7 protein-coding genes are annotated in these 8,060 nt (G+C 62.2%); 5 read left to right on the top strand and 2 right to left on the bottom strand.

Going from position 1 to position 8,060, the window contains the following annotated elements; all coding sequences use genetic code 11:
* Positions 1-64 precede the first annotated feature (64 nt).
* The 3 genes from metF (at position 65) to WBB95_RS14450 (ending at position 3,949) form a co-directional block, all read left to right on the top strand.
* On the top strand, positions 65-910 hold the full coding sequence (metF, locus tag WBB95_RS14440) for a methylenetetrahydrofolate reductase [NAD(P)H] (protein WP_424488194.1): 846 nt from the start codon (positions 65-67) through the stop codon (positions 908-910).
* 121 nt (positions 911-1,031) lie between these two features.
* Complete coding sequence (locus tag WBB95_RS14445) at positions 1,032-1,823, top strand: substrate-binding periplasmic protein (protein ID WP_424488195.1); 792 nt, start codon at positions 1,032-1,034, stop codon at positions 1,821-1,823.
* Between the two features lie 221 nt (positions 1,824-2,044).
* Complete coding sequence (locus tag WBB95_RS14450; protein ID WP_424488196.1) at positions 2,045-3,949, top strand: DEAD/DEAH box helicase; 1,905 nt, start codon at positions 2,045-2,047, stop codon at positions 3,947-3,949.
* A gap of 399 nt (positions 3,950-4,348) precedes the next feature.
* On the opposite strand, the gene WBB95_RS14455 is transcribed toward WBB95_RS14450, so the two are convergent.
* Both WBB95_RS14455 and WBB95_RS14460 read right to left on the bottom strand, forming a co-directional pair.
* Entirely contained in the window at positions 4,349-4,927 is a 579-nt protein-coding gene (locus tag WBB95_RS14455) for a YceI family protein (protein WP_424488197.1), read from the bottom strand.
* A gap of 32 nt (positions 4,928-4,959) precedes the next feature.
* Positions 4,960-5,511, bottom strand: a complete 552-nt coding sequence (locus WBB95_RS14460) for a cytochrome b (protein ID WP_424488198.1) — start codon at positions 5,509-5,511, stop codon at positions 4,960-4,962.
* Between the two features lie 283 nt (positions 5,512-5,794).
* Between WBB95_RS14460 and WBB95_RS14465 the strand changes: the two genes are divergently transcribed.
* Both WBB95_RS14465 and WBB95_RS14470 read left to right on the top strand, forming a co-directional pair.
* Positions 5,795-7,201 carry an adenosylmethionine--8-amino-7-oxononanoate transaminase gene (locus WBB95_RS14465; protein ID WP_424488199.1) on the top strand — a complete coding sequence of 469 codons (1,407 nt, stop codon included), beginning with the start codon at positions 5,795-5,797 and terminating at the stop codon, positions 7,199-7,201.
* A gap of 89 nt (positions 7,202-7,290) precedes the next feature.
* Positions 7,291-8,010, top strand: coding sequence for a 16S rRNA (uracil(1498)-N(3))-methyltransferase (locus WBB95_RS14470; protein ID WP_424488200.1), 720 nt, complete (start codon positions 7,291-7,293; stop codon positions 8,008-8,010).
* Positions 8,011-8,060: the final 50 nt, after the last annotated feature.

The raw sequence follows: 8,060 nt of genomic DNA on the forward strand, positions 1-8,060 counted from the left end.
GAGCAAGCCCGCTCCCACATTGACGGTGTAAGCCTTCCAGTTTCGAGTTTCCAAGGATACGACCATGTCCCAAGACCGTCGCTACAGCTTCGAGTTCTTCCCGACCAAGACCGATGCTGGGCATGAAAAACTGATGGCCACGGCCACGCAGTTGGCCAGCTACAACCCCGACTTCTTCTCCTGCACCTACGGCGCTGGCGGCTCCACCCGTGACCGCACGATCAACACCGTGTTGCAGCTGGAAAGCCAAGTCAAAGTTCCCGCCGCTCCGCACTTGTCGTGCGTGGGCGACAGCAAGGCTGACCTGCGCAGCCTGCTGACCCAGTACAAACAAGCCGGCATCAAGCGCATCGTCGCACTGCGTGGCGACTTGCCCTCCGGCATGGGCATGGCCAGCGGTGAGCTGCGCTACGCCAATGACCTGGTGAGCTTCATCCGTGAAGAAAGCGGCGATCACTTCCATATCGAAGTGGCGGCTTACCCGGAGATGCACCCCCAGGCACGCAATTTCGAAGACGATCTGCAAAACTTCGTGCGCAAGGCCAACGCCGGTGCCAACAGCGCGATCACCCAGTACTTCTTCAACGCCGACAGCTACTTCTACTTCGTCGAGCGTGTGCGGGCGATGGGTGTGAACATCCCGATCGTGCCGGGCATCATGCCGATCACCAACTACAGCAAGCTGGCGCGCTTTTCCGACGCCTGCGGCGCTGAAATCCCACGCTGGGTGCGCAAGCAACTGGAAGCCTACGGCGATGACGTCAAGAGCATCCAGGCGTTCGGCGAACAGGTCATCAGCGAAATGTGCGAGCGCCTGTTGCAAGGTGGCGCGCCAGGGTTGCACTTCTACACCCTGAACCAGGCCGAGCCGAGCCTGGCGATCTGGAACAACCTCAAGCTGCCACGCTGAGGTTTCCGCGCCGCACCCAAGGCCCTCGTCATATCGAGGGCCTTTTTATTGGCCCCCTGCTTGCCCTCTAATGCGTGCGCCAGAGCTTCTCTTTAGGGCTGGGCCGTCGTAATCTCAAGGCATGCCCGTCATTCTCAAGTTGTTGACCGCCGCGCTTTTTACTTGCCTGAGCCTCAGTGCTTTCGGCGAGAAACTGCGCATTGTCACCGAGCCCTGGGCGCCCTATGTATACGAAGACCACGGCACCATGCGCGGCCTGGACTATGAAGCCACGGTGACCGTATTCCAGCGCCTGGGCGTGGACGTGGAGTGGCAATTCCTGCCCTGGAAACGCTGCCTGGCCATGCTCGACCAAGGCCACGCCGACGGCGCGCTCGACATTTTCCACAGCCACGACCGCGACACCGTCCTGCTGTACCCCAGCGAGCCACTGTCGGACGTCGAGTTCGTGCTGTTCTACGCCAATGAACGCCCGCACCCGGTGCAATCCCTCGACGACCTGCGCGGCCTGACCGTCGGCACGTCGCCGGGCTACCTCTATGGCGACGGCTTCAGTGAGTCGGGCCTGTTCAACCGAGAGTCGGCGCCCAGCCATGAGGCCAACTTCGGCAAATTGTCGCTGGGGCGCATCGACCTGGTGATTACCGACCGCCGCGTGGGCCAGCATGTGATCAAGGCGCTGGGCCTCGAAGGCAAGGTCAGCCAGGCGCCGTGGGTGGTCAGCCGCCAACCGCAGTTTCTCGCGGTGCGCCGTGGCGCCGGCATGGACCTGCTGGTGCAGCGCTTTGCCGCCGAACTCAAGCGCTTCAAACAGGAACCGGCCTATGCCGCCCTGAGTGCCAAATACGGTGGAAGCCAAGCCATTACGGCGTCAGAACACACCGTTGAGCAGCAGGAAAGCAGCGCGCAGTGATTGCTCTGTTATACTCCGGCCTTTCCGCCAGGCTTACGCCCGGCCGCTGAGGTCTTGAAAAAGGCACCCAACCCAGCTACTGCGCAGCTTTCAGCCCGCGCGAGCCGGTGGAGTGTCCGCCAGACGCAGCAGGACCGGACGGGATTGCGCTCCCCTAAGCGCCATTCACGCCCGGCAAGATTATCCCTTTGGGCCAAGCCCTAACTAAAACAGGATTACTCATGTCCTTTGCTTCCCTCGGTCTCTCCGAGGCTTTAGTCCGCGCCATCGAGGCAGCGGGCTATACCGAGCCTACTCCGGTGCAACAGCGGGCCATTCCCGCCGTGTTGCAAGGTCGCGACCTGATGGTTGCGGCGCAGACAGGTACTGGTAAAACCGGTGGTTTCGCCCTCCCGATTCTGGAGCGGTTGTTCCCCAACGGTCACCCGGACAAATCCCAGCGTCACGGCCCGCGCCAACCGCGCGTACTGGTCCTGACCCCTACCCGCGAACTCGCCGCCCAGGTGCACGACAGCTTCAAGCTGTATGCCCGCGACTTGAAGTTCGTCAGCGCCTGCATCTTCGGCGGCGTCGGCATGAACCCTCAGGTTCAGGCCATGTCCCGTGGTGTTGACGTGCTCGTTGCCTGCCCGGGTCGTTTGCTCGACCTGTGCGGCCAAGGCAGCGTCGACTTGTCCCACGTGGAAATCCTCGTGCTGGACGAAGCCGACCGCATGCTCGACATGGGCTTTGTCCATGACGTGAAAAAGGTCCTCGCCCGCCTGCCGGCCAAACGTCAGAACCTGCTGTTCTCGGCAACGTTCTCCAACGACATCACCGCCCTGGCCGGCAAGCTGCTGCACAACCCGGAACGCATCGAAGTCACGCCGCCGAACACCACGGTCGAGCGTATCGAACAACGCGTATTCCGCCTGGCTGCCAGCCACAAGCGCTCGCTGCTCGCGCACTTGATCACCCATGGCGCCTGGGAACAGGTGCTGGTGTTCACGCGTACCAAGCACGGCGCCAACCGCTTGGCCGAGTACCTGGACAAGCACGGCCTCACCGCCGTTGCCATCCACGGCAACAAGAGCCAGAACGCGCGCACCAAAGCCCTGGCCGACTTCAAGGCCGGTGAAGTACGCATTTTGGTTGCCACCGACATCGCCGCCCGCGGCCTGGATATCGACCAGTTGCCCCACGTGGTCAACTTCGAGCTGCCGAACGTCGACGAAGACTACGTGCACCGTATCGGCCGTACCGGCCGGGCCGGTCGTTCGGGTGAAGCCATTTCCCTGGTTGCACCGGACGAAGAAAAACTGCTGAAAAGCATCGAGCGCATGACCAAGCAGAAAATCGCCGACGGCGACCTGATGGGCTTCGACTCCAGCGCCGTGGAGGCTGAGAAGCCTGAAGCGCGCGAGCGTCCGGACGTGCGTAACCCACGCAACCCACGCGGTCCGAAGGGCGATGGCCCGAACGGCGGCGGTGGTGGCGGTGGTCGTCGCGACAAGGGCAAGGACAAGGGCGGCAAGGAAAAAGCGCCTGCCAGCGCCCGTGGCGAACGCCCGGCCCGCGAACAGAAACCACGTGAAGGCACCCCGGCCCGCGAACAGCGCCAGCCAAGCCAGCCGCCACGCGCCACAGCCGACCGCGCCCCGGACGAGTTCCTCGACGACGACGTGGACAACTTCGGTAACCGCGTTGACTACGTGCCCCAGGCCAAACCGGCCCAGGGCCGTGGCCGTCGTCCAGGTGCTCCGGCACAGGGCGCGGGCGCGGGTGCCGCTGCAGGTACCGGCGCGCCACGTGGCGGCCAGCCACAAGGCGGTCGTCAGAACGGCCCGCGCAACAGCAGCGGCGGTACCACCGGTACGCCACCTGCCAAGCGCAGCGGCCCGCGTAATGGCGCACCGCGTGACGGTCAGGCGCGTCGCGAAGATTCGCGCAGCAACAACCGCCGCCCGGCCCGTGACGACCAGCCACGCTTGTCCGAACCCGCCGTGCAGAACCCGCGCGGCGGCCCGGCGCCGAAGATCATCCACAAGGAGTCGAAAGCGGATCGCTTCCCGACACCCGAGCAGTTGGACCAACTGCCAGGCCGTCCTCGTGGTGAAAAACCAGCGCTGCTGACCCGCAACCGCTGAGTTGAAGCACCCCTAAAAATGCCCCGCCTCGAAAGAGACGGGGCATTTTTTATGGGCGCCGTAAGGCTGCTGTGGCAACCCGGATATGGGGTGAGCAGCTCTTTGTGCTGACCGGACTTTTTGTGCTGAGCCACCAATTTGTGGTGAGCGGGCTTGCCCCGCGCTGGGCTGCGAAGCGGCCCCAAAACCAGGCAATGCGTTTTGTCTGAAGAAACGCATTGCCCTTATTGGGCCTGCTTCGCAGCCCAGCGCGGGGCAAGCCCGCTCACCACAAAAAGTACGCTCACGCGAGATCCGGGGCATTTTTTGAGCTCAATAAAGATCCCCTGTGAGAGCTGACCGCATTCCAGGCATAAAAAAACCGGATCCTGGGATCCGGTTTTTCATGCTTCCGCGAAATTACTTCGCTTTGACACCTTCCAGCGAGATGTCCAGGTCCACGGTCTGGGAAGACGGGCCTGGGCCTTTGATGCCGAAGTCGTTCAGGTTCAGCGTGGTGGTGGCGTTGAAGCCAGCACGTTCGCCGCCCCACGGGTCTTTGCCTTCGCCGTTGAAAGTGGCCTTGAAGGTCACAGGCTTGGTCACGCCGTGGAAGGTCAGGTCGCCCGTCACGTCAGCGGTTTTCTCGCCGGTGGACTTGACAGCGGTCGACACGAACTTGGCATCGGCGAACTTGGCAACGTCGAGGAAGTCCTTGCTGGCAACGTGCTTGTCACGTTCTGCGTGGTTGGACCACAGGCTGGCGGTTTTCACGTCAACCGCGATTTTGCTGGCTTCAGGCTTGGCGGCATCCCAGCTGAACGTACCATCCCAGTCCTTGAAGGTACCGTGGATGTAGCTGTAGCCCAGGTGGCTGATTTTCCAGTCGATGAAGGCGTGTTGGCCTTCCTTGTCGATCTTGTAGTCAGCAGCCATCACCTGGCCTGCAGACAGCAGGGCGGTACCGATGGCCAGCGCGGCGAGTGTCTTTTTCAACATGCTTTCTATTCCTTGTGAGTCGAGGTTGAACATCAGGCTTTGCGCCCCAGCATTCGCGTCAGGGTCACATCACGATCAATAAAGTGGTGTTTCAACGCAGCCACGCCGTGCAAGCCGGCGAAGACCACCAACACCCAGGCGAGGTACAAGTGCACCAGGCCGGCGTTGTCTGCCTGGTCCGGTAGCCCGGAAATCACGGCAGGAATCTCAAACAGGCCAAACACCGGGATACCGACACCGTCTGCGGTGGAAATCAGGTAACCGGCAATCATCACGGCAAACAGCCCGAGATAAAGAAACGCGTGGCCAAATGCAGCACCGATACGGGTCAAACGACTGTAGCTGGCCAGCGGCGGCGGTGGCGGGCTGACCAGGCGCCAGACAATGCGCACCAGCATGAGGGCAAACAGCGTGATACCGATGCTCTTGTGCAGGTCGGGCGCGTCTTTGCGCCAGGCGCTGTAGTAGTCGAGGCCGACCATCCACAAGCCCAGCGCGAATAATCCAAACACCACCAGGGCCACGCCCCAGTGCAAAACCATGCTGACCCAGCCGTAACGGGCCGGTGAATTACGTAGCTGCATGTACTTAATCCCGTAAGAGCTGCGCCCAAGACTAGCGATTTACCTATCGAATTAAAGCGGAAAATTTCGCTTTGAAATATCGAGAAATACGATCAAGAGGTTATGCACAGTACGTTAACAACCGATTAAGGACTATTCCCAAGAAACGTGACAGATCGTCCTGCGTTTACTGCGAATTCGACCTTCGGGGCCGCAATGGGTTGTGACACAGCCTGGCATTGCATAGGCTTGCGCGATTGTTTCGCCTGCGCCGGACGCAGGACCGCTTCGAGGAGATAAAACGATGGGCTTGAATAACCAGTGGATGCAACGCGACCTCGCGGTGCTGTGGCATCCCTGCACCCAGATGAAAGACCACCAGCAACTGCCGCTGATCCCGATCAAACGCGGTGAAGGCGTGTGGCTGGAAGACTTCGAAGGCAAGCGCTACCTCGACGCCGTCAGTTCCTGGTGGGTCAACGTGTTTGGCCACGCCAACCCGCGCATCAACCAACGCATCAAGGACCAGGTCGACCAGCTGGAACACGTGATCCTCGCCGGTTTCAGCCACCAGCCGGTGATCGAGCTGTCCGAGCGCCTGGTCAAGATTACGCCCGAGGGCCTGACCCGCTGCTTCTATGCCGACAACGGCTCGTCGTGCATCGAAGTCGCGCTGAAGATGAGCTTCCACTATTGGCTCAACCGCGGCCTGCCGAACAAAAAGCGCTTTGTGACCCTGACCAACAGCTACCACGGCGAAACCATCGCCGCGATGTCGGTGGGCGACGTGCCGCTGTTTACCGAGACCTACAAGGCGCTGCTGCTCGACACCATCAAGGTGCCCAGCCCGGATTGCTACCTGCGCCCCGAGGGCATGAGCTGGGAAGAGCATTCGCGCAACATGTTCCTGGCCATGGAACAAACCCTTGCCGAGAACCACGACAGCGTCGCCGCCGTCATCGTCGAGCCGTTGATCCAGGGCGCCGGCGGCATGCGCATGTACCATCCGGTGTACCTCAAGCTGCTGCGCGAGGCCTGCGACCGCTACGGCGTGCACCTGATCCACGACGAAATCGCCGTGGGCTTCGGCCGAACCGGCACCATGTTCGCGTGTGAGCAGGCCGGTATCCGCCCGGATTTCCTGTGCCTGTCCAAGGCGCTGACCGGCGGCTACCTGCCGCTGGCGGCCGTGGTCACCACCGACGATGTGTACGACGCCTTCTACGACGACTACCCGACCCTGCGCGCCTTCCTGCATTCCCACAGCTACACCGGCAACCCGCTGGCGTGCGCGGCCGCCCTGGCGACCCTGGATATTTTCGAAGAAGACAACGTTATCGAGAACAACAAGGCCCTGGCCCAGCGCATGGCCACGGCCACCGCGCATTTGGCTGACCATCCGCATGTGTCGGAAGTGCGCCAGACCGGCATGGTGCTCGCCATCGAGATGGTGCAGGACAAAGCCACCAAGACCGCCTACCCGTGGCAGGAGCGCCGCGGCTTGAAGGTCTTCGAGCACGCCCTGGAGCGCGGCGCGCTGTTGCGCCCGTTGGGCAGCGTGGTGTATTTCCTGCCGCCGTATGTGATCACCCCGGAACAGATCGACTTCCTGGCGGAAGTGGCCAGCGAAGGCATCGATATCGCCACCAACAGCAAAGTCAGCGTGGCCGTGCCGCGAGACTTTCACCCTGGGTTCCGCGATCCCGGTTGATTGAAGTTGATCGTTCCCACGCACTGCGTGGGAACGCAGCCCAGAACGCTCTGCGCGCCCTTCTGCACACCCTTTTCCAGAGAACAGAAATGAGACTGTCCCGTTTTTTCACCGACACCCCGCTGAGCCTTGGCGACCATGAGCTGCCCGAGGCACAGGCGCATTACATCAGCCGCGTGCTGCGCATGAGCGAAGGCGATGCCGTGCAACTGTTCGACGGTTCCGGCCAGGAGTTCATGGGCCAGCTGCTGGAAGTCGGTAAAAAGCGCGTCACCGTGCAACTGACGCAAACCTTCGCAGGCCAGGCCGAATCGCCGCTGCACATCCACCTCGGCCAGGGCCTGTCGCGGGGCGAGCGGATGGATTGGGCGATTCAGAAAGCCACCGAACTGGGCGTCAACGAAATCACCCCGATTTTCAGCGAGCGCTGCGAAGTGCGCCTCAAGGACGAGCGCGCCGACAAACGCCTGCTGCACTGGCGCCAGGTCGCCATCAGTGCCTGCGAGCAATGCGGGCGTTCAATCGTGCCGGTGATTCACCCGCCGCTGCTGCTGGCCGACTGGCTGAAGCAGGCCGAGGCGGACTTGAAGCTGGTGCTGCACCCGGTGGCAGAGCCGATGCTCAGCCATGCCAAGCCGGCCAGCCTGGCCTTCCTGATCGGGCCCGAGGGCGGGCTGAATGACGGCGAAGTTGAATCCGCCCAAGGCGCCGGCTTCCACGCCGCCCGCCTCGGCCCGCGCGTGCTGCGCACCGAGACAGCGCCCGTAGTGGCATTGGCCGTCGCCCAACAGCTTTGGGGCGATTTCTAACCGGCTTCCTTTGCAAACCCCATTAAAACTGTGGGAGCGGGCTTGCTCGC

The organism is Pseudomonas sp., assembly GCF_049645325.1.
In the GTDB taxonomy this organism is placed as follows: domain Bacteria; phylum Pseudomonadota; class Gammaproteobacteria; order Pseudomonadales; family Pseudomonadaceae; genus Aquipseudomonas.